Source organism: Nostoc sp. ChiQUE01b (assembly GCF_034531255.1).
Lineage (GTDB): Bacteria > Cyanobacteriota > Cyanobacteriia > Cyanobacteriales > Nostocaceae > Nostoc.
Genome location: NZ_JAVRBM010000001.1, coordinates 303,524 through 322,626 on the forward strand (window position 1 = coordinate 303,524; position 19,103 = coordinate 322,626).

The 19,103-nt window shown below is 41.7% G+C and carries 20 protein-coding genes and 1 pseudogene; 9 read left to right on the top strand and 12 right to left on the bottom strand.

The annotated features are described in order from the left end of the window. Positions 1–204: 204 nt before the first annotated feature. From RMY63_RS01270 to grxD, 3 genes are all read left to right on the top strand, one after another. Complete coding sequence (locus RMY63_RS01270; RefSeq protein ID WP_322726948.1) at positions 205–813, top strand: hypothetical protein; 609 nt, start codon at positions 205–207, stop codon at positions 811–813. A gap of 222 nt (positions 814–1,035) precedes the next feature. Next, positions 1,036–1,293: a BolA family transcriptional regulator gene (locus tag RMY63_RS01275; RefSeq protein ID WP_322726949.1), complete on the top strand. Its 258-nt coding sequence runs from the start codon at positions 1,036–1,038 to the stop codon at positions 1,291–1,293. Between the two features lie 137 nt (positions 1,294–1,430). Next, positions 1,431–1,754, top strand: a complete 324-nt coding sequence (gene grxD / locus RMY63_RS01280) for a Grx4 family monothiol glutaredoxin (protein ID WP_292859475.1) — start codon at positions 1,431–1,433, stop codon at positions 1,752–1,754. 473 nt (positions 1,755–2,227) lie between these two features. On the opposite strand, the gene RMY63_RS01285 is transcribed toward grxD, so the two are convergent. Then, positions 2,228–2,470 (bottom strand): DUF6761 family protein, encoded by a 243-nt coding sequence (locus RMY63_RS01285; RefSeq protein ID WP_322726950.1) that lies wholly within the window; start codon positions 2,468–2,470, stop codon positions 2,228–2,230. Positions 2,471–3,051: 581 nt separating this feature from the next. On the opposite strand from RMY63_RS01285, the gene RMY63_RS01290 reads away from it, so the two are divergent. Beyond that, positions 3,052–3,825, top strand: a complete 774-nt coding sequence (locus RMY63_RS01290; protein WP_322727039.1) for a response regulator transcription factor — start codon at positions 3,052–3,054, stop codon at positions 3,823–3,825. A 61-nt stretch (positions 3,826–3,886) separates the two neighbouring features. Here RMY63_RS01290 and RMY63_RS01295 read toward each other — a convergent pair whose 3' ends face one another. The 4 genes from RMY63_RS01295 to RMY63_RS01310 all read right to left on the bottom strand — a co-directional run bounded on the left by RMY63_RS01295 (position 3,887) and on the right by RMY63_RS01310 (position 6,455). Then, positions 3,887–4,684, bottom strand: coding sequence for an ABC transporter ATP-binding protein (locus tag RMY63_RS01295; protein ID WP_322726951.1), 798 nt, complete (start codon positions 4,682–4,684; stop codon positions 3,887–3,889). A 146-nt stretch (positions 4,685–4,830) separates the two neighbouring features. Next, entirely contained in the window at positions 4,831–5,397 is a 567-nt protein-coding gene (locus RMY63_RS01300; RefSeq protein WP_322726952.1) for a hypothetical protein, read from the bottom strand. A gap of 68 nt (positions 5,398–5,465) precedes the next feature. Beyond that, entirely contained in the window at positions 5,466–5,927 is a 462-nt protein-coding gene (locus tag RMY63_RS01305) for a DUF4079 domain-containing protein (RefSeq protein ID WP_322726953.1), read from the bottom strand. A gap of 132 nt (positions 5,928–6,059) precedes the next feature. Beyond that, positions 6,060–6,455 (bottom strand): DUF1830 domain-containing protein, encoded by a 396-nt coding sequence (locus RMY63_RS01310; RefSeq protein ID WP_322726954.1) that lies wholly within the window; start codon positions 6,453–6,455, stop codon positions 6,060–6,062. A gap of 559 nt (positions 6,456–7,014) precedes the next feature. Between RMY63_RS01310 and RMY63_RS01315 the strand changes: the two genes are divergently transcribed. Then, on the top strand, positions 7,015–8,607 hold the full coding sequence (locus RMY63_RS01315) for a photosystem II high light acclimation radical SAM protein (RefSeq protein WP_322727040.1): 1,593 nt from the start codon (positions 7,015–7,017) through the stop codon (positions 8,605–8,607). A 944-nt stretch (positions 8,608–9,551) separates the two neighbouring features. Here RMY63_RS01315 and RMY63_RS01320 read toward each other — a convergent pair. After that, the gene (locus RMY63_RS01320; protein ID WP_322726955.1) at positions 9,552–9,674 is read right to left on the bottom strand and encodes a hypothetical protein; all 123 of its coding nucleotides are present in this window, start codon (positions 9,672–9,674) and stop codon (positions 9,552–9,554) included. A gap of 113 nt (positions 9,675–9,787) precedes the next feature. On the opposite strand from RMY63_RS01320, the gene RMY63_RS01325 reads away from it, so the two are divergent. The 3 genes from RMY63_RS01325 to RMY63_RS01335 all read left to right on the top strand — a co-directional run bounded on the left by RMY63_RS01325 (position 9,788) and on the right by RMY63_RS01335 (position 15,559). After that, a complete protein-coding gene (locus tag RMY63_RS01325; RefSeq protein ID WP_322726956.1) occupies positions 9,788–13,315 on the top strand; it encodes an NB-ARC domain-containing protein in 3,528 nt (1,175 codons plus the stop codon). Positions 13,316–13,535: 220 nt separating this feature from the next. Further along, positions 13,536–14,924: a DICT sensory domain-containing protein gene (locus RMY63_RS01330; RefSeq protein ID WP_322726957.1), complete on the top strand. Its 1,389-nt coding sequence runs from the start codon at positions 13,536–13,538 to the stop codon at positions 14,922–14,924. After that, entirely contained in the window at positions 14,921–15,559 is a 639-nt protein-coding gene (locus tag RMY63_RS01335; protein ID WP_322726958.1) for a pentapeptide repeat-containing protein, read from the top strand. The genes RMY63_RS01330 and RMY63_RS01335 overlap by 4 nt, the downstream gene beginning before the upstream one ends. Before the next feature lie 61 nt (positions 15,560–15,620). On the opposite strand, the pseudogene RMY63_RS41670 reads toward RMY63_RS01335, so the two are convergent. The 5 genes and pseudogenes from RMY63_RS41670 to clpS form a co-directional block, all read right to left on the bottom strand. Continuing rightward, a pseudogene (locus tag RMY63_RS41670) lies at positions 15,621–15,752 on the bottom strand (VapC toxin family PIN domain ribonuclease); the annotation flags it as partial. A gap of 255 nt (positions 15,753–16,007) precedes the next feature. Beyond that, positions 16,008–16,220 (bottom strand): hypothetical protein, encoded by a 213-nt coding sequence (locus RMY63_RS01340; RefSeq protein ID WP_322726959.1) that lies wholly within the window; start codon positions 16,218–16,220, stop codon positions 16,008–16,010. A gap of 4 nt (positions 16,221–16,224) precedes the next feature. Beyond that, a complete protein-coding gene (locus tag RMY63_RS01345) occupies positions 16,225–16,458 on the bottom strand; it encodes a hypothetical protein (RefSeq protein ID WP_322726960.1) in 234 nt (77 codons plus the stop codon). Further along, entirely contained in the window at positions 16,439–17,269 is an 831-nt protein-coding gene (locus tag RMY63_RS01350; RefSeq protein ID WP_322726961.1) for a type II CAAX endopeptidase family protein, read from the bottom strand. The genes RMY63_RS01345 and RMY63_RS01350 overlap by 20 nt, the downstream gene beginning before the upstream one ends. Positions 17,270–17,354: 85 nt before the next feature. After that, positions 17,355–17,636: an ATP-dependent Clp protease adapter ClpS gene (gene clpS / locus RMY63_RS01355; protein WP_322726962.1), complete on the bottom strand. Its 282-nt coding sequence runs from the start codon at positions 17,634–17,636 to the stop codon at positions 17,355–17,357. 295 nt (positions 17,637–17,931) lie between these two features. Here clpS and RMY63_RS01360 point away from each other — a divergent pair, with 295 nt between their 5' ends. Then, positions 17,932–18,297, top strand: a complete 366-nt coding sequence (locus RMY63_RS01360) for a hypothetical protein (protein ID WP_322726963.1) — start codon at positions 17,932–17,934, stop codon at positions 18,295–18,297. A 435-nt stretch (positions 18,298–18,732) separates the two neighbouring features. Here RMY63_RS01360 and RMY63_RS01365 read toward each other — a convergent pair whose 3' ends face one another. Next, complete coding sequence (locus tag RMY63_RS01365; protein ID WP_094349495.1) at positions 18,733–18,933, bottom strand: hypothetical protein; 201 nt, start codon at positions 18,931–18,933, stop codon at positions 18,733–18,735. Between the last annotated feature and the right edge of the window lie 170 nt (positions 18,934–19,103).

Consider the following 19,103-nt stretch of genomic DNA (forward strand, 5'->3'; position numbering starts at 1 on the left):
GGAACCTACTCCAGCGTAGGTATCGCTCGTCACAGCGATATAAGTTAGTTGGTATACAGAGGTAATGGGAACTCTATTAAACTGATTTTTAGTCTAAATCAGAGATACTTAGGATGTAACTTTGCTTTGTCCAAGACCAAAACAGAGTTAAGATACCCGAAGTTTCCATAACTCTTTTATATAGTTGTCGCACTAATTGATCCCATGAACACTGCTGTCGCTGTTACCTTGATGCACCGTACTGTTTTATCAGTTATAGCAGTCCTCAGCCTGCTATCACCTGTGAATGCTCAGGTATCACAGTCACCAGGCACTACCAGCCAACCACAACTCATTGACCCCAACGCTCCTAATAACCTCCGCCCCATAACCGAAAGTAACAGCCTCTTGAGCATTGCAGGTGGCGATCGCTTAGTAAAAGATGCAGAACAAGCCGTTTCTGCTCAAAACTACCCTTTAGCTGCCAAGAAACTGCAAGAAGCACGTCAAGTTTATAATCAGCTATCTAATTTTTATCAAGAGTTAAATTCTAGCTTTTCGGGAATTGACAACAAAGTTTCTGATTCTCAGCGTCAAAAAGCTTTATTAACAGCCCAAAAACGAGATGAGGCTACTTTTCAGCTAGCATTGGTACATCGGGCACAAAATCAGCCAGAATTAGCTGTACCATTGTTGATTCAAATAATTAAGAGTCAAAACCCAACGCGGGATTTAGGTAAGAAAGCTTATAAACAGTTGTTTGAGTTGGGTTTTGTTGATTCTCCCTATCCCAGAGAAGGTGGTAATTCATCCTCCTCATCCCCAAAAAAATAAATTAGATTATTGTTGCCTCTTTTTGCCTACATTTTCCTAAGCAGTTGCTTGGGAACGCCCCAGTGCTAGGATAGAGCTATCCGCCGTCACCTTGACCCAGCGTTCTCAAGCAATACACTCCAAAGGCGCCTCTATCTACAGCCTTGCCAAAGCCTGAAGTTGGCACAGGCATTTGCTCTATATCTGTTAATAATAGAAAAGTAAGTTTTTTCAGGAATTGCGATGATTAGTCCGCAACAGGTTGAGGAAATGATCAAGGCGGAACTGCCAGACGCACAAGTTCAGGTGCAAGACTTGACTGGTGGCGGCGACCACTATCAAGTGACAGTAGTTTCATCGCACTTTGCAGGTAAAGGACTAGTGCAACAGCACCAGTTAGTTTATGGTGCGTTGGGTCAAGCTATGTCAACTGAAGCGATTCATGCCTTGGCGGTGAAAACATACACTCCCGAAACTTGGCAAGCAACAGCAGGTTCCTAAAGTTAGGAGTTAGGAGTAGAGACGCGATTAATCGCGTCTGTACAAGAGTTAAGAGTTATGAATTATGAATTTTTAACTCCTCACTCTTCACTCCTCACTCCTCACTCTATTAATGCAACATAGGAAACATAAATACCATGACACCAGAACTCAAAGACAAAATTGATAGCTTGGTACAAGAAAACAAGATTTTAGTTTTCATGAAGGGAAACAAGTTAATGCCCCAATGTGGTTTCTCTAACAACGTTGTGCAGATTCTCAATACCTTGGGAGTTCCCTTTGAAACAGTTGACGTTCTATCAGATCCTGAAATTCGTCAAGGTATTAAAGAATACTCTAGCTGGCCCACAATTCCCCAAGTGTATCTCAATGGTGAATTTCTTGGCGGTTCTGATATCTTAATTGAACTGTACCAAAAAGGTGAATTGCAGCAAAAGGTAGAAGTAGCATTAGCTTCTTAATCTTTCTTTACGCAAACTAAAGGATATGCTGCTGAATTTGCCTTTCGCAATCAAGGCAATGTGCCGTTTTTAATACAATACGGTTCAGTTGAGGGAGACAGGGCTTGGTGGGGGAGACAAGGAAGAAATTTATTTCTTCTTGTCCTTTTTATCCTTGTCCCAGTGAAGAGAAAATGCTTAACCCAAGCGTATTGGTTTTTAATATCCTTGAAGGGAGAGACACTATATTCTCTCCTTTCAAGGTTTTTTAATCGGTTTCTGACAAAAATACTCTTTGTTGGACTTAATTTCATAGCTAGCCAACAATCCCCTCAGTCGCATTGGCAAAACCAATATAGGACTCAGGGGATGCGTTTAATCAATACAATATCTCCAAAATTTCACACCACGACAACCCGTTGACCAATACAAATAATATGCTATAATTATCTGCGGTAATTAACGGTTACTATCAATGACCAGGTAAATGGTACTTAGTAGTAATCGGGTTGTGGCTGTGGGACTGCAAAGTTCGATCCATCGTACAAGTAGCGGCTGGCTTCCTCTTCTAGGCGATGAATTAGAAAAGGTTCAATGACGTTGCTATGTCGCAGTGCGGCTAGATATCCATCCAAATACATCCGCATATCATCCGTGCGATAACCGCGATTCCATAGCTCGATGAAGGCATCGGTGAGTCTTTGGTAATAGCGGATGGTTTGTGTGTCTTGGAGCATAACTGCTGTATTAATCTCTTTGGAATGAGAATTGTAAATGATTCACGTTCAAATGTGAAGTGTAATTTCACTTTGGCATTAACTCAAAGTCAACACATCTACTTTGGGTAGTACCCTCATAGCAGCTACAAGCTACTTTAATCCTATTCCAGAAAACATCGATTCTAGTTAGCTGCTAAGTTATTTTTTTTGATTTTCACAATCAACAGCCCAATTGTATTGATGTTATATTCCTGGATAGAAGCACTGAATTTTTGAGAAAAAATCGACTTTCATCAGGTTGAAAAGCTGTTGTAGTAGTGCTTAACTGGTTGGGTTCTAGATATTTGCCACATAACACCCATCTAAAAGCAAAATGTTAAGCTAAAAGAACTTTTCATAAGTCTAACAACACTTTCGAGAAATTTAATAAAAACTTAATAATATTTCTAATCGCCTATGGCAAGGCATAACTTAAAGATATTGCCACTCATTTTATTAGGAAATGTAAAGTTAATTGCAATTGAAGTAACAAAGGCTACAAAACCTTAGAGATGGGCTTGTTACTTTGAAAGTCATCGATGCTAAGGGATCTTGCCACCGTGGGTTCGGTTTGTATAGAAATCATTGAGGGGAATCCCCATCTGAGGTCGTTGTTGGGTTGGCACTTGCAACAACTGGAATACCGCGTGCACCAAGCTGCCAGTATTTATCAAGCAAGGGAAGTATTTTTAAGCCATCAACCAGCACTGATAGTTTTAGATGCAGACCTGCCTGATGGTGATGGCATTGAGTTTTGTCGTTGGTTGCATCGTCAGCAGCAGCCTCTAATCTTAATGCTATCTGCCCGGAATAGTGAAGCTGATATAGTTGTAGGTTTAAAGGCGGGTGCAGATGATTACCTGAGCAAACCTTTTGGGATGCAAGAGTTTTTGGCACGGGTAGAGGCACTGATTCGCCGGAAGCGCACACCTACTGCACCAGCTTATTTGGATTATGGCACTTTGCAAATCGATTTAGTTCAGCGTCGTGTCCGCTTTCAAGGCGAGTTTATTGACTTAACGCCCCAGGAATTCAGTTTGCTGTACGTTTTAGCACAAGCTGGAGGAGTACCTCTAAGTAGATCGGAATTGCTGCGTCGTGCTTGGCCTGACGCTATTGATAACCCTCGTACTATTGATACTCACGTTTTATCGCTGCGGAAAAAGGTTGAACTCGATCCCCGGCAACCCAATTTGATTCAAACTATCCGCAATGTTGGATACCGTTTTAACATGGAAATTTTGAATACCAATATTTCACAGTCACAGACAACAAAGTTAGCTAGAGAGAGATTTAATAATCAACGTTCAACACTTACTAGTAGTCAAGTGTGAATGGGGCATTGGGCATGGAGGAGTTAAGAAAATGACTACTGATTCCTGTCTCATCCAAAATTTAAAATCCCAAATCGTCTTGATTTGCTGCTTGAATCAGACTTTTTCGTAATTCAATCCAGTCTATCTCTGAGGCTGTTTGATTTGCGAATAAATGACCTTGTTGCAGGTGTAATAACCGAGTACAAAACATCTGGGCTAGTTCCAGTTGGTGATTTACCATCAGAATCGTGGTTTGATGAGTTTGACTCAACTGAGTTAAGATTTGCATTAGATGAGAAGCCGTACCAGTATCAAGGGCAGAGGTTGGCTCATCTAATAATAATATTTTAGGTTGGATGAGTAAGGCGCGAGCGATCGCTACTAGTTGTCGTTGTCCTGCAGAAAGTTGCACCTCTGTTCGCTCTAACCATTCATTGGGAATGTGCAGTTGTTCTGTCCAGTAATCGACTCGTTGCTGAATTGTCTGTTTGGGCAAACCACGCAAAACTAAAGGATAAGCCAAGGCTTGCCCAACTGTCATCCCCAACAGCTTTGATTCTTGCAATACAAGTACAAGCATTTGCCGTAGCTGGATGACGGGAATTTGGCGATATTCTTGATTTTCTAGATAGAGTTTACCAGTGGTGGGTTCAATTAGGCGGTTGAGGAGACGTAATAACGAAGTTTTCCCAGCACCTACTGGGCCTACAATGGCAATGCGTTCGCCGCAGGCGTTGGCTTTGCCATCGCTCTGGAATACCTCTAAGGAAATATCCTGCAATATGGGGTATCCCTGCTGATTGCCGGGAAGTTGGGTTTTCAGCTTTGTAAACAGATTAACTTGCTCTAGCCTGAGTGTGGCTTTTGCTGTATTCAAGGGGAGTGAGGGAGATGAGGGAGATGAGGGAGATGGGGGGAGAGGGGCGGAGGAAGATGAGGGACAAGGGGACAAGGGGATAAATAAAACTCCTAACTCTTAACTCCTAACTCCTAACTCAGCACTCTTTTGCCCCATGCCCAATTTTAAGTTAATTGTGCAGTAGTTAAGGCTGTAGCGATCGTCCAGCTATCGACTAATAATAGCAGCAGAGTGAATACTAGTAAAATCAGGTACATCCAGGGCTGCGCTAAAGGGCGAACATCTGTGGTGTCAATGCTCGTTTTTGCTTGGACAATTTGCACCAAACGGGCAAATCCAGCTACACGCATCGGTAGTAAATAAGCTTTCCCATCGTGGCTAAGGAAGTAATAAACTAGCCCTCCTTGACCGGTGCTACGGGGTTTTAAGTCTTTCACCTCTGACCAAGGTAAAGACCAGCCTTTACGAAAAAAGCGAGGCACCCAGGCGGGGTAAGTAACCTGAATTCCCTCGTCATCTACCGTTACTTGTTCAGTCAATACAGCATACAAGGCAACGAAGCCGATGGTAATCCCTATCCACAATAATTCTGGAGGTACGGGTGCAGCTGTTACCTGCGATAAGAAGGGTAATGGAACTGTAAGTGCTATGTATAGACTCAGCAACGTTATCCGAATCAAAGGAGACAGACGAAAAACAGAAGCTGAGATATTGGCTGAGTTTGCTGTCACGGCTCAATTACAATGCTTTTCTTCATTGTAGGGTAGGTCTATGTCCCTGGTAGTTGGCGTGTGGTAATTCAGGGTAAATACTTTTGCACTACAATCCAACCAGTAAGAGATACCCAGGCAAATCCGATAAACAGAATAATATTTACGCTGATGTGTAAGGGTCTAGCCCAAGGTCGTCTAACACTAATTTGGGTGGCACTGAAAGCAGACACTAGAACTAGTGCGACCACTATTAATCCAGCGATTAAGTGTGATGAGTGACCTAAAGAACCAAAGTGCCCGAAAGTGCCAACAATGCCGATCGCTAGCAATAATAGCACTAAACTTACCATACTGATGCCCATTGTATAGTGGAGCGATCGCACCTCTTTATTACCGCCTATAAATGGGGTAATAAAAGGGAATTGCTGCGAAGTTCTTGCCCGAAACATCCAAACGCCGGTGACTGCTAACATCAGATATGCCAGCAGGGATAATCCCATTGACCAGGCCGCTATTTTCCACAACCAAAGAAATGAAGGCAGATTCATAAGATTGATTGTAGATGAGAGTCGGGAGATGAGGAAGTAGGGGGAGAATGCCAATGACAAATGACAAATGACCAATATATAAAAAGGGCTGCCGAATTCAGCAACCCTTAAATTTAGCTAAATTTTTTTTAATCAATCAACAGATGCTAAACTAGCCATTTGTAAGGGTTTTGTAGTATCTCCGATTTTTGTATTAATTTGCTGCACCATTGGTTTGATATTAAAAGGGTCTTCTCCATCTGATGAGTCTGTATCAAACTCATAAGTACTAGGTTCGTCGAGCATCAGGCGATCGCACGGAATCTTATCGGATAAAATTGCACTTGCCATCATCCCTGTATGAATCTCCACTTGACCTTTTCGCGGAGCTTCAAAAACTAAACGTTGTCCAGGGAAAACAACCCTTTCAAAGTACCAGTTGGGAATATTGGAGATGCGAGCTACCTGTATTTTGCTCGTGACATTAATGTAGCAGCAGAGAATTTTTCCCGATTGCTTAGGTGGTAGAGGATCTAATATTTGAGCCATAACTGCTGAGGAGCTTTACGCCACAATTTGACATTACACTAGTCAAGCCTAGCACTCACCGATCCCCACTTGCTGTAACTGCGAATACCAACTGAGTAGTTGTAGATTATTTCTGTCTAAAGATATATTTTTAGTTATGAAAATTTTGTTAGACTTCACACCTTTTTCGGAATTATACACTATAGATAAAAGTTTTTGATATTTTTTCTGGTATAAAAGTTTCAATTCTCTTAAAACAGATTGTTAGGGAATTGACACAACAACGATCCCCTTGCTTTTTGCGTAGCGAGGAAATGAGTTTTGCTGTTTCATCTATCCCACGATTAATCGGCTGGGATCGCCGCTTAATGAATAAACTCAATGTTATGGTAAAACTATATGAAAAAATATCTTCAGAAAGCTCTCTATAAATTCCATGTATGTTTTATGTACAGCAACTTTAGCGTTTTCCGCAGTTGCTAAGAGAATGTCAAGCAAAATTGTGATGAATAAAACCAAATAAAACAAGCACACACTTGAAAACTAGATGTTTCTCTCGCTTTCTCCACAGATTGGCAAGATGGAAGTTAAAACACAGATGATGGAAAATCGAATTCTTTATGTTCGCCTTCCTTGTAACCCCATCTTTCCGATTGGGGTTGTCTACCTGAGCGATCATGTGCACAAGCAGTTTCCTAATATTGAACAGCGCATCTTTGATTTGGGAACAGTGCCGCCTTTAGACTATAGTTCGGCTCTGGATCGTTGTATTGATGAATTTAAACCGACACTACTAGTATTTTCTTGGCGGGATATTCAAATTTATGCCCCAGTCGGCGGACGTGGTGGTAATCCCCTGCAAAATGCCTTTGAATTTTACTACGCCAAGAATCCTCTATTGAAACTACGCGGCGGATTGGGCGGTTTGCGAATCTTCATCGCTTACTATGTAGAGTTGTGGCAAAACCAAAGCTTAATCAAACGCGGTTTAAAACGTGCCCAAAAATATCATTCTGATGCTCGTGTAGTTGTCGGTGGTGGTGCAGTCAGCGTATTTTACGAGCAACTGGGTAGAAGTTTACCTCAAGGGACAATTATTTCTGTGGGTGAAGGCGAAACCCTGCTGGAAAAACTTTTAAGTGGCAGAAATTTTCGAGATGAACGCTGTTACGTTGCCGGAGAAACTCAACCACGAAAACGGCTAATTCACGAACAACCTACCCCCATAGAAAAAACAGCTTGTAACTACGACTATATCGAAAGCATCTGGCCGGAATTTAACTATTACCTGCAAGAGCAAGACTTTTATATAGGTGTACAAACTAAGCGTGGTTGTCCTCACAACTGTTGTTATTGCGTCTACACCGTTGTCGAAGGCAAACAAGTACGCATCAACCCAGCAGATGAAGTAGTTGCTGAGATGCGCCAATTATACGATCGCGGCATTCGCAATTTCTGGTTTACCGATGCCCAATTCATCCCCGCAAAAAAATTTATCGCCGATGCCATAGAACTCTTGCAAAAAATCGTCGATTCTGGTATGACAGATATCCACTGGGCAGCATATATCAGAGCCGACAATTTAACACCCGAATTGTGCGACTTGATGGCGAAAACTGGGATGAACTATTTTGAAATTGGTATTACCAGTGGTTCTCAAGAACTCGTGCGGAAAATGCGGATGGGGTACAATCTGCGAACCGTCTTGCAAAACTGCCGTGATTTAAAAGCAGCTGGTTTTAATGATTTGGTTTCCGTCAACTACTCCTTTAACGTCATTGACGAACGTCCCGAAACCATCCGCCAAACCATCGCTTACCACCGCGAACTAGAACGGATTTTTGGTGCTGATAAAGTCGAACCTGCCATCTTCTTTATTGGATTGCAACCCCATACCCATTTGGAAGAATACGCTTTTAAAGAAGGCATCCTCAAACCAGGGTACGATCCAATGAGTTTGATGCCGTGGACAGCCAAAAAACTTCTCTGGAATCCCGAACCCCTTGGTTCATTCTTCGGCGAAGTCTGCTTACAAGCTTGGCAACAAAATCCCAACGACTTCGGACGCGAAGTCATGAAAATCTTAGAAGAGAAACTTGGTTGTGCTGAATTAGAAGAAGCACTTTCTGCACCAATAAAAAGTAAAGAAAAACAGTTGGCTGGAGTTTTATAAACTCTTTTAAGGTAGGCATCTTACCCGCCATTTTCTCTTTCTAGTTCCCAGACTCTTTGTAGAAAAATTCAACCCCACCCCCTACCCTTAAGAGCTTGCTTTTAGGGAAGCGTTTGCGTAAGCCCTTAGGGGTGGGGTGACGACTATATAGCAAAGTGCTGAGTGCTGAATGCTGAGTAGAAACTCAGTATTATCAAAGGTTTCAGCAACCAACATAGTCCTAACCTATGCTTCGACTGCTATAATTCCAACGAAGTGAGAACCGCTATAATTTTGTCCTCCGATTGGGCAGCAAAATTTGCTACCAAAAAGATAGCAATAGTCGCACAGAAAATTGCTAATATTCGTAATATATCAACAGGTGAAAGTATGAAAAATTGGCTCTCCTAGACTAGTTATAAAAAATTAATACTTGATATCAGGTTAAATCCCTACATAGTAAGGGATTCAAGAAGAACAAAGCATATTTTTATTAAATCTTTGATTCTACTTGACAAAAACCTAGTTATATCAATTGTTTTAGCCGTTTTTTAGTGTTAATTTATCAACCGAAGTCTGGGAGAGCCGAAAAATTATTCACCTATTACTTGTGAATTGGGAGCCCATAGTAAATGCAGCGATAGAAAAGTAGAGGACCATTCTTACCCTGAATAGCATAACGTTTGCATACAGTATAGCTGTTGTTAGAAGGGAATGGAAGACAAAAATAGGGAGTGCTACAAAGGTTTTTTGGATATGGTGAACTACTATGGGACAACACATTCGGAGTTTCAGAATAGGCTGCGGAGGTAGAGACAGCTAAGGCTGTGGCTATAACAAAAGGAATGGATTTAATTGAAAATTTCATGTTTAATTCTCCGTTGTAAATCAACAACTTCATTTGATTGATTAGAAAGACTAAAGTAAGTTTTCAATCAAAAAAATTTGCTTCACCCGGTTATGTTTTACCCGTGTTTGCGCTTTTGGGTTTTATACGTGCGATCGCTCTTTGTAGCCGATGGTCTATAACTACATTCACCAACTTGACTTTCTACTTTCCAAGATGGCTTACTTTGCTTAGATTTCACCAGATCAGTTTTGGATCAGCGAGAGGTGATCTTAAGCATCAACTTTTTGCATAAATGGTAAACTCGGTGGTAATAGCTTATATATATCGCTGCAAAAGCCCACTTTTGCCATTATGATGTCTACTCTCAAAGCATCTTTATGGGGTATAGCTAGAATTAAACAAGCCAGAAAAGAAAAGGGTTGGACAATTGACGATCCAACATGGCTTGAGGAAGCAAGTAAAATTTTAGGTACAGATTGGCAAGAAGAAGGTTTTTTTGCTGAAGGGATTTCTCAAGGAACTTGGAAACGCTTTTTAGCAGGAAAATTACCCATTAATACCGGAGCTTTTAAAGCTTACTGTTTAGTTCTTGGACTTAACTGGAATGAGATTGTTGAGCGAAATAGACACCGAGATTGGGGTGAAGCACCAGATGTATCTATTTTCTATGGTCGTACTCAAGAAGTGCATCTTTTAGAGCAGTGGACTATACACGAAAACTGCCGCTTGGTAGTAATTTTAGGTATGGGTGGTATAGGTAAAACTGCTCTTGCTGCCAAACTGGGACAGCAATTTCAGCATGAATTTGAGTATATAATTTGGCGAAGTCTCCGTAATGCTCCTGTGGTGGAAGAAATATTGACAGAAATGATTCAGTTTCTCTCAGACCAACAGGAAATAGACTTGCCAAGGAACTTAGATGGTAAAATATTACGGCTAATATATTACTTACGTTTACGTCGCTGTTTGTTAGTGCTGGATAATGCTGAGGCAGTACTTAAAAGTGGCGATCGCACAGGTAACTATCGAGAAGGATATTCTGGTTACGGTCAGCTATTGCGATGTATTGCAGAAACATCTCACAAAAGTTGTTTAATCCTGACTTCTCGCGAAAAACCCAAAGGATTAGCAAGATTAGAAGATGAAATATCCGTTCGCTGCTTGCAATTAACTGGTTTACCCACACAAGCAGGAAGAGAAATTTTCTTGACTAAAGGCTCTTTTATTGGCTCACAAGATGAATGGCAAGTTTTAATTTCCCATTATGCCGGAAATCCCTTGGCATTAAAGATTGTGGCTGCGGCAATTAGAGATTTTTTTAAGAGGAATATTTCCGAATTCTTGCGATTTTTAAATCAAGGTACATTCATTTTTGATGATATCCGCGATTTATTAGATAGACAGTTTCATCGTCTGAGCAAATTAGAACAAGATATTATGTATTGGCTGGCTATTAATAGAGAGCCAATAACTTTGAGAGAATTGCAAGATGATTTGATTGCCAATCTACCGGATTGTGAAATTATACAGGCGATCGCATCTTTGCAACGTCGGTCATTGATTGAAAAAAATGCCGATGATTTTACCCAGCAGCCTGTCGTTATGGAGTACATTACCGCTCAATTAATTGAGCGTATTTGCCAAGAAATTATTGACGAAAAAATTGAGTTATTTCAAAGCCATGCTTTGATTCAAGTAACTGCTAAAGATTATATCCGAGATAGTCAAATTTTCCTGATATTGCAACCACTAATTGAAAAACTACTCGCTAGCTTCGGTTCTGCCAAAAATATTGAAAGCTATTTAAAAAAAATTCTGTTCAAACTAAAAAATGAATCTTCTATAGAAACAGGATATATTAGCGGGAATATCATTAATATTCTCCGTCAATTAAAAATAGATTTAAATGGTTATGACTTTTCACATCTCAGAGTTTGGCAAGCAAATCTTGAAAATATCAAATTGCATAATGTCAATTTTGCTTATTCAGATTTAACTAAATCCGTTTTTTCGGAAATTTTGGTTAACGTGATGTCTGTAGCCTTTAGTCCGGATGGTAATTTGTTAGCTACAGGTTGTGCCGATGCTAACATTCGCTTGTGGCAAGTGCAAACAGGCAAACATCTTCTTACCTTTAGAGGACACACCAACCAAATATTTTCAGTTGCTTTTAGTCCTCAAGGTAATATCCTTGCTAGCGGTAGTGTTGATTCTTTAGTGAAACTTTGGGATATTAGCACTGGCAAAGAAATTAGAACATGCAGGGGACACGATTTGGGAGTGTCTTCAGTAGACTTTAGTCCGGATGGGAAAATTTTAGCCAGTGGTGGTTTAGACAACATAGTAAAGCTTTGGGATGTCAGTACAGGACTTTGCCGAAATACTTGTAAAGGACATAGCAATCAGGTATTTTCAGTAGCTTTCAGCTTTGATGGTAAACAAGTTGCAAGTGGCAGTTTAGATACCACTGTCAAGCTTTGGGATATTATTACTGGCAAAGAAATTAAAACTTGCATCGGACATACTAACGTAATATTTTCAGTGGCTTTCAGCCCTGATAGTCAGCAGGTCGCAAGTGGCAGTTTAGACACTACTATCAGGCTTTGGGATATTACCACCTGCAAAGAAATTAGAACTTGCACCGGACACACTAACGGAGTATTTTCAGTAGCATTCAGCCCTGATGGTAGAACCCTAGTTAGTGGCAGTGCGGACAAAACAGTGAGGCTGTGGGATGTCAGCACCAGTACTTGCCTGAAAACTTGCACCGGACACATTAATAGTATTCACTCAGTCGCTTTCAGCCCAGATGGACACACAGTAGCCAGTGGCAGCATCGACCAAACGATGAGGCTATGGTCTATCGATAGCGGCATCTGTCTGAGAACTTCTAGAGGATATTGTAATATAATATACTCTTTATCATTCCATCCAGTGGAACTAAAATTAGCCAGTGGTAGTTCCGATCAAGCAGTTAGGCTGTGGGATATTAATACGGGTGAATGCCTGAATACTTTGTATGGTCATACTTCTCAGGTATATTCCGTGGCATTCAGTTATGACGGCAAGACCCTGGCAAGCGGAAGTTTTGACGCCTCTGTGAAGCTATGGGATGTCAATACGGGTGAATGTTTGAATACTTTCCAAGGACATACTAACTGGGTACATTCAGTAGCATTCAGTCCCGATTGCAAAATATTAGCTAGTGGCAGTTTTGATGCCTCAATTAAGCTTTGGGATGTCAGCAGTGGTGCGGAGTTAAGAACTTTATTAGGACACAGCGAAGGAGTGTTTTCAGTAGCATTCAGCAGTGATGGTAACAACCTAGTCAGCGGCAGTATAGATACCGCGGTCAAACTTTGGAATGCCAGAAACGGTTTAGAGGTTATGACGTTTAACGGACACAGCAATTATGTCTTCTCAGTCGCCTATAGTCCGGATGGTCATACTCTGGCTAGTGGCAGTGCCGAACATACAGTTAGACTGTGGGATATCATTACAGGAAAATGCCTCAGAATTTGTAGCGGACATAACAACTGGGTAACTTCCGTTGCCTTCAGTCCCTGTGGTAAATTCTTAGCTAGTGGCAGTGCAGACCATACAATTAAGCTGTGGGATGTGACTACAGGTGAATGCTTGTACACTTACCACGAACATACTCATGTAGTATCTTCAGTCATCTTTACTCCTCAAGGCAAAACACTTGCTAGTGGTTCCCAAGACCAGACAATAAAACTATGGGATATCAAGACAGGCAAATGTCTCAAAACCTTGAGAACTCCTAGACTTTACGAAGGTATGAACATTATAAAGGCTTATGGTTTAACATCAGCACAAAAAGCCAGTTTGATAACTCTCGGCGCGTTGGCTGAACCATAGTATTAGATATTACCATTTTCCGAGATAGCATAATTCATAGCTTAAACAGTAAACTAAATAGTTGTATAGCAGTTCCCGACCTAGTGAGATACGCTTTCAAAGCTACTAACCTTGGTAAAAAAGATTTGGGTGTACCTCAGTTGCTTAGGAAACGCTATAAGCACTAATTTCAAACTCTTTCTTAATCAACGCTCTTTGTGGTTCGTTTAACTCAACCTCCATGTTAGAAGGCTCAATACTCCAACAATTAGAAACATCCCATCGCCATACCACCAGGCCAATTCGATTCGGTGTTTACTACAAAAATACCCTAGTTGCCCTGTGCCACGCTCTAGAAGACCATATCTTAACCGACGACGGTACACCCCTAGTCATCACAGCCTTCCAGCAGGGTAAATGGTATCTACAAGAAGCTGAACGATATGCAGACATCGCCCAGTGCAGCCGCCAAATTGCCATCATGGCTGCCTCTGAATCCGGCTTTGCTGAACATCCTACCAGTCAGTTACCCAATGTAGATTTAGTAAGATTAGATCCAAGCGATCCAGTAGCGCAAGAGTGGCATTTAATTATTTTATCGCCAAAATACACAGCAATGGTAATTTGTCAAGAATTATCAGAGGCTGATTATGGCAGCGCTGGAGTACCGACATCAGACTTAGAGCGTAAATTCTATGGCTTGTGGACATTTGAGCCAGAGTTAGTGCAAGAGACAGCAGAAATAGCGATCGCTCACATCAAAAAATACAATCCAGAACTGGCGAAAAAACTCACAGCCGATAAAGAACAAATTGTACCGTCAATGGACAGCTCCCAAAATCTAGGTGCAGTTGTCTCCCGTGTAGTAGATTATCTCCAGACAGGGCAAGATAATTTATCCATCCCCACAGCCCTTCAGAAACAAATCTTAGATCGCAACTTGGTTTCTAACGAAATCCAAGCCTTTTTGCGGATGGCACAACTGATGGATATGGCAGATGTCAACAATCCAATGGCAGCTGCGGAAGTAGTGGTACTTGCTGAAGCGATCGCCCAGCTTTTGGATCTTCCCGCATGGCAAATTAAAAGATTGCGGCTAGCGGCTTTGTTGCATCGCATAGATCCATTACAAAATGCAGAAAGTGTCCTCACTTCTGGTAATATACCGACACGCTATCAACAAGACGCCCCCTGTTGTCCTTTAATACCAGGAGCGCAAGTATTGCGAACAATGCCACGACTGCGAGCCGTTGCCCAAATCATTACTCACCAAACCGAGTGGTGGAATGGCGCAGGGGAACCAGGAGGTTTAGCTGGAGATGAAATTCCTTTAGAGTCGAGAATTTTGGCATTATTGGCAGACTTTCAGTGGCGAATCAATCAGCGAAAATCGTCAAATCAAAGTCGGGAACAGATATTTACTCAAGCTTTAGATGAGTGCAAACAGAAAGAATCCGTCCGTTTTGACCCTAAACTTGTAGATACCCTAGCTTTGTTAGTTATGGGTTTGCAACAGGGACTAGACTTACCCTTGATAACACCCAAATTCAGCGCCGGCATCTGGATACTTGATTCCCAATGGGATAGCCACAGCAAGATCAGTGAGGAGATTGGTAGTTACTTTACATGAATATTGAAGCCATTAGATTAGGAAAACTCAAACAACTTCCAGGGGCAAATTTAGAAGACGAGGAACTCTCCCGACTGGATTTAAGCCGGATTAATCTTGCTGGTGCTACCCTTGTCGGCACTAATTTCGCTGCTTCCAAACTCGAAGGTGGACATTTGGAGGGGGCAAATCTGATGGGAGCCAACCTCCAAGCAACTGACTTACGGGCGAACCTGATGGGGGCAAACCTGATGCAAGCAGATTTAACAGGTGCTGACTTGCGGGGTAGTAATTTGCGTGGCGCTAACTTGATGGGAGCAAGACTCAGTGATGTGTCATTGGCGGGTGCTTTCTTAAGTGGTGCCAATTTGATGAATGTGAACTTGCAAGGCGTTGACTTACGGGGTGCTGACTTGCGCGGTGCAAACCTGACTGGGGCAAATCTCAAAGGTGCAGACTTGAGTCGAGCCGATTTGCAAGGGGCATTGTTGAGTGAAGCAAACCTGGAAGAGGCTGATTTGCGAGGGGCGAATTTGGCGGGGGCGAACTTGACGGGAGCAAATTTACTCTGTGCAGAGTTAGAAGGTACAAATTTGAGCGGCGTTAATTTGAATAAAGCATGTGTAGTAGGAACAGTTGTGGAGGCTGCGTTTTGAATAGGAGTTAATTTATACAAACTGCAATGAATAATATACTAGGCCACCTAAATGTATGCCTTTAAAGTAGCCAATTTTCTACACTTAGACCAGGTACGCGCTCAAATTCGCGGACATTTGCTGTAACAAGCGTCAGGTTAAGGGCTAGGGTCTGGGCAGCAATCAGCAAGTCATTGGGGCCGATGGGTCTTCCTGTTTGTCTACAAGAAGTTATATCAAACTAGCAAAGCAGCTTTCAACTGTGGACAAAGTACGTTTAATCCAGCAAATTGCTCCTGATGATAGAACGCGAATTAACAGATAAACTCTCTACCCTTCCCCGCTAATCTTTGTGGGGTCTATGTGCTGATTTAGGAAACGCACCTTCTACAGAGGAAATTGATCTAGCCTGTAGTGAAGAATGGGCTAGCTTTCCACGGGAGGATATTTGATGGTGCGTGCTGTATTATCAATATTTATCAATATATTCTTGTGAGAAAATTTGCCTTCCTAATACCAACGCTTCTTGCCTTTCCTCATCTGTCATATAATCATCTCCCTTGAGTCCCCTTGGGGTACATCGAGGATCTCCTCCAGCATCTAAATATCGTTGACGTGCGATCGCAAATAGTTCTAATATTCTTTGCGCTTGCTGCTGTTTAATGGTATTAGATTGCGTCATCGTTTTATTCCCATCCGAAGGTCACTACTTCGCCATTTTGTAATATCGTTGCCAAGGGTAAAACAGTGCTAGGAGTTTGAATGTGCCAATACCCTGTGTCTTCATCATATAATCTCCAAACAAGTAAATTTAGAACTTCTAGGGCATTTATTACCAAGTATTGCTCTTCTGTTGGTTCCACAAATGGTGAGTGTGTATGTAAGCCAGTGCTGATATTATCAGAGAGGCGATCGCTCACTTCGCCCTCGTATCCACAAAGCTAGTACACTCATTAACAACACCCCCATCACTCCTTGCAGAGGATTATTATTCACACCAGTTACCCAATCAGGAACCTGACCAGAACATTTCACTAATTTCCCAACATTAATAATGTAGTAACCCCAAACTAAACCACCATGCAAACCAATTGGAAAACCCAAGCATCCCCTCCGCCAACGCTTTCCCCATACCTGCGTTAACCCCAGCACTACTAAAGCTGGAAATTGCGGCAGTGTATGAATAATTGCTTCCAAGGGTTTAATAAAGTGCAATGTAGCAAAGGCAGTTGCATCTGTCCACAGTGCCACACGCGGACTGTAATCTCGTTGTAATTCATCTAACAACCAGCCTCGGAATAACAATTCCTCAGCAAATCCAATACCTAAGCCAACAAGTAAACCCTCTAAAATTATTTTCAGCAAAAAAACTTTCGGTTGTTGCCACACCAACCAACCCAACAAACCTTCTACTCCAAAAAGTATCAGAATATTAATTATCCCCATAGCCAAGCCACGCAGCAAATCCACACCATTCTGTCGCGTGAATTCTAAGCCATAATGCCGCAGAATTTGGGGCTGTTGGTAGACATATTTACCCCATAATCTCAAAATCAAAATAAACATTGCATATAACAATACCAATGTCAATATACTTTCTAAATTTGAATCATGCACTAGTAAGTATATTGGTGTAGCCAATGGCAACCATAGCAACAATAAAGTCAAAATAAAAGCACCCAGCCTAATAGGGGCAGGGCGTTCAGCTAAACGGACAAGGTTTTTTTTCATACTAAATAAGTCACTAATCAGCAGCCAATACTCTAAATTCCGACTAATGACCAATGACCAATGACCAATGACCAATGACTAATGACTATTCATCAGGTTCAATCGTGCTACTTAAACCGTGACTTTTCAATGTTTCGCAATAAAACTCAGCGTGTTCCAGGGCGCAAGTAATGACTAAAGCTAGCCCGTTAGTATGGGCTTCCATCATGATGCTCACAGCTTGGGGTTGGGTAAGGCTAGGTATAGTGACTATTAGTGACTGTACAACATGCTCCATAGAGTTGTAGTCGTCGTTATGGAGCAAAACGCGATAGCGAGGCGCGAGCTTGCGGGATGTGGAACGCTTTTCAATGGTTTCAACTGACACGGCTCTTTGCTCTTTTCTCGTTACTTCACTACAACAAAATCTCTGTCTTGCGATCGCTCAACAGTTCTTTACCTATTCTATAGTATTTCTGCTCAGATACTATGCTAGGAAAACCCTTTGCTGGCAGGGATTGGTTGTATTAGTTTTGCGTAGCCACTTGATCAGGCACACGTCTAAGACATGGCTGCCATAAGAGTGCTACCCTAATCTTACAGAAGCTTTTCTTAAAGGTAGCGCATTTTCACTTTTAAGATTAAGGAAGTTGCAAGCAAAATAATCCTTGCCCCTGCCCAAGATGGACATGAGCCTAGATTTTCTTCAAGCGGGACAAATTGTGTCTCTAGAGTATGGCGACAGAAACCTGTATGCAGAAGTCATTCAATTTGTAGTTTCCCGCCAGCTATGCTGGGTGCGTCCTTTATTAATGGTTACTTTCATAGAAGAATCACCCCTAATTACCGATTTGCGAGATGCATCAGACTTACTTTGGCCTGCCAATTTATTTCGCCCAGCATTAGACACAGAAGTAATTACCTTCTTGAGCCAACTTTTAGCGAAAGAACCAAAAACTGAACCTGATTCAGTCGCAAAGCAACAACTCAATCAGTTTATTCACCAACTTTGGCAAGCATATCAAGAGGGGTTGGGGATTAGGGATTAGGGATTAGGGCATTGGGCATTGGGGAGCCAGTGCGTTGGGCGGGCAATGCCCGACTTGTTCGCTTTTAGCGTTCCCGCTCTTTAGCAACTAGCGTCATTGAGCATGGGGAATAGACAACGTAGAGACTTCTTTAATAATTCTTCTTTATATTCTTTGTATTCCCAGTCCCCAGTCCCTAATTTCTAGTCTCTTCCTCAACTGTAACGAATACCAGCCTCTTTCATGCGTTGAAGAATGATATCGCCCTTATATCCCTCTGCTAAATTTAATTACAATTACCTTAGGGAGTCCTCGTACCCTTACAGGAAAGCAAAGTACAGGCAACTTATCGTAGAGAGCGTTGATTATGTTAGCGTAGCGGTAGCGAGTCCGCGTACTCTTATAGAGAAGCAAGTTACGCGCAGCATTTCGTAGAGAGCGTCATTATGAATTATTTTAAAATCCCAGGCTAGGAACCAACTGGATTCGTCCAGCATCCATCTCTGCCATTAATAATTCTAGGGCTTCGTAATCAACATCAGAAATGTAACCCAGTTCTGTCAGCTCTGAATTGATTTCATTCTCTATCTCAGGAGTTAGTTTTTTAATGTCAAGAGCTTTTTCTACCAATTTACGAATAGCGTACTGAGTTCTCATAAGTAATAATCCAACTGTAATATGACACTAATCATCCCAGATCAGCCTCAGTATAAAGAGTGATCCAAATACTAACTTAGTAGTGATATATATCACAATTTAATTAGTTAGATAGATAATTCACTATGACTTTGCCGTATGCCATCAGCAACGCTAAAGTGAGAGATTTA

Excerpts from the sequence above, each read along its gene's own strand:
- RMY63_RS01340 (WP_322726959.1), bottom strand. The coding sequence starts at position 16,220 with ATGACGCAATCTAATACCATTAAACAGCAGCAAGCGCAAAGAATATTA.
- RMY63_RS01335 (WP_322726958.1), top strand. The coding sequence starts at position 14,921 with ATGAATATTGAAGCCATTAGATTAGGAAAACTCAAACAACTTCCAGGG.
- RMY63_RS01325 (WP_322726956.1), top strand. The coding sequence starts at position 9,788 with ATGATGTCTACTCTCAAAGCATCTTTATGGGGTATAGCTAGAATTAAA.
- RMY63_RS01365 (WP_094349495.1), bottom strand. The coding sequence starts at position 18,933 with ATGAGAACTCAGTACGCTATTCGTAAATTGGTAGAAAAAGCTCTTGAC.
- RMY63_RS01315 (WP_322727040.1), top strand. The coding sequence starts at position 7,015 with ATGGAAGTTAAAACACAGATGATGGAAAATCGAATTCTTTATGTTCGC.
- RMY63_RS01350 (WP_322726961.1), bottom strand. The coding sequence starts at position 17,269 with ATGAAAAAAAACCTTGTCCGTTTAGCTGAACGCCCTGCCCCTATTAGG.
- RMY63_RS01270 (WP_322726948.1), top strand. The coding sequence starts at position 205 with ATGAACACTGCTGTCGCTGTTACCTTGATGCACCGTACTGTTTTATCA.
- RMY63_RS01305 (WP_322726953.1), bottom strand. The coding sequence starts at position 5,927 with ATGAATCTGCCTTCATTTCTTTGGTTGTGGAAAATAGCGGCCTGGTCA.
- grxD (WP_292859475.1), top strand. The coding sequence starts at position 1,431 with ATGACACCAGAACTCAAAGACAAAATTGATAGCTTGGTACAAGAAAAC.
- RMY63_RS01310 (WP_322726954.1), bottom strand. The coding sequence starts at position 6,455 with ATGGCTCAAATATTAGATCCTCTACCACCTAAGCAATCGGGAAAAATT.
- RMY63_RS01285 (WP_322726950.1), bottom strand. The coding sequence starts at position 2,470 with ATGCTCCAAGACACACAAACCATCCGCTATTACCAAAGACTCACCGAT.
- RMY63_RS01360 (WP_322726963.1), top strand. The coding sequence starts at position 17,932 with ATGGACATGAGCCTAGATTTTCTTCAAGCGGGACAAATTGTGTCTCTA.
- RMY63_RS01275 (WP_322726949.1), top strand. The coding sequence starts at position 1,036 with ATGATTAGTCCGCAACAGGTTGAGGAAATGATCAAGGCGGAACTGCCA.
- RMY63_RS01330 (WP_322726957.1), top strand. The coding sequence starts at position 13,536 with ATGTTAGAAGGCTCAATACTCCAACAATTAGAAACATCCCATCGCCAT.